Here is a 1,685-nt window from a genome sequence, read left to right as displayed (position 1 = left end):
GGGGCCTAATGCAGATGGGTCGTTCAAGTTTTGTAACATCTGGATAAGACCAATCAATGTTCCTATCATACCGAAAGCAGGGAATAATTCTCCTAAAGCCTCCCAGATAGCAACTTCTGTAGATAAATCCTGGTCTATTTTCATAAGGGCTGTATCTGCATTACTTTTGATTTCTTCAATATCCTGACCATCTATAAGCATTCTCATTAAATCCCCAAAAAATGGGTCTTTTTCATAGAAATTATCAATATCTGATTCCAGTGCCAGAATTCCATTTTTCCTTGCTTTGTTAACCACATCAACCAGAAAATCTATATGCTCAACAGGGTCAGGAAGACCGGGTTTAAAGGCTTTTAGAACAGCTTTGAGGCCGTTTATCATTTCTTTAAGGGGATAGGATGCAAGGGATGCTGCAAGTCCTCCACCTACAACTATAAGTAATGAAGGTATATTTACGAAAGCAAGGGGACTACCACCTAAGGCTATTGAGATTACCAGTAGAAGCGTCGCACCAACAATACCAATGACCGTGGCTATGTCCAAGGTTATCCTCTCTATTCAAATAGTTTAAGTCTTTTGTATTCCTTAAGTAATTTCTGTTGCTCGGCCTGAACGAATTTTATAATAAAGTTTTTATTTTCACCCTTAAGGTCTTTGAATTCTGCCCCGTAACATATGTTCTTGCCCATTTCCCTTATATTTTTAATAACTGCCTGAACAGGTATTTGGGCATCTTCAAACTCAAGCACAAGATTTATCTCTGCCCCAATATTCATTTTCAAATTCCGTGCTTCTTTTATTGGAATACAAAAACCTACTCCGTCAATACTAATATCGGTTGTTTGAACTCTTTTTTACCTTATTTCCGTTAATGTCGTAAGTCTCTAAAATTAAAGGAATTTCTTTTTTGACCCGGAAATCTTTTCTCCTTTGAATCTGAAGGAATTTAAATGTATGGGGGATTTTTATTATGTATTTTCCATCTTCTTCAAAGATTTCCTCAATATTACCATCAATTAGATATATTGCATCATCTTCCCTTATAAATTTTATTTTCACATTATCTCCTTCTTTAAAAGGAAAAGGAGGTTTCTGGTCTATAAGATACCAATACATATATTTTTCATCCTTATCATAAAGGGCAACGGGATAGGTTCTATTTTGATACATAAAGTTTCCAGTCTGGAAAAGGTCTATATCTTTGGTTGATATAAGAGGCATGAATGGCGGTATTTTGTCAAATCCTAATTTTTTACGCATATTTTTTATAAGTTTTTCATCAAAATCAGGATTGTCTTCTATGTATGCCTGAACTACCTTTTCAAATGGTGCTTTATATTCAAGAACAAGAAATGGGTCCTTATGGGTTTTATGGGAGTATTCCCAGAGAATTTCCAGCTCTCGTCTTGTTAAACCATAAGCTTCTCCATTTCTAAAAAATAATCTTTTCATATATCTCTGGGAGATAAACTCCTCAAATTTCTCCCAGAAAAACAGAAAAAAAGCAATTAAAACAAAAATAAGGACTACTATAAAAACTGCTATCAGATTAACATGCTCTATTGTTGTTCTAAATGCATCAACAACAATATTTACCCTTTCATCCACATTTTACTCCAGACTGGTAAGAAATAGGTTTTTAACTATTTCGTAATTTCCTGAATTTTCTCAACAACTTCCTTTAT

General features: G+C 34.4%; 3 protein-coding genes. All 3 read right to left on the bottom strand.

Translation table 11 applies throughout. The features are described 5' to 3' along the window. The coding region (locus HG1285_RS02575) for a MotA/TolQ/ExbB proton channel family protein (protein ID WP_008289096.1) at positions 1-543 on the bottom strand (543 nt) is incomplete at its 3' end. Between the two features lie 11 nt (positions 544-554). Then, a complete protein-coding gene (locus HG1285_RS02580; RefSeq protein WP_232219532.1) occupies positions 555-800 on the bottom strand; it encodes a hypothetical protein in 246 nt (81 codons plus the stop codon). A 28-nt stretch (positions 801-828) separates the two neighbouring features. Continuing rightward, positions 829-1,608: a hypothetical protein gene (locus HG1285_RS02585; protein ID WP_008289093.1), complete on the bottom strand. Its 780-nt coding sequence runs from the start codon at positions 1,606-1,608 to the stop codon at positions 829-831. Between the last annotated feature and the right edge of the window lie 77 nt (positions 1,609-1,685).

This window comes from Hydrogenivirga sp. 128-5-R1-1, assembly GCF_000171895.1.
The sequence above is the reverse complement of the archived record's forward strand: the minus strand, read 5'-3'. Positions and strand labels throughout refer to the sequence as shown.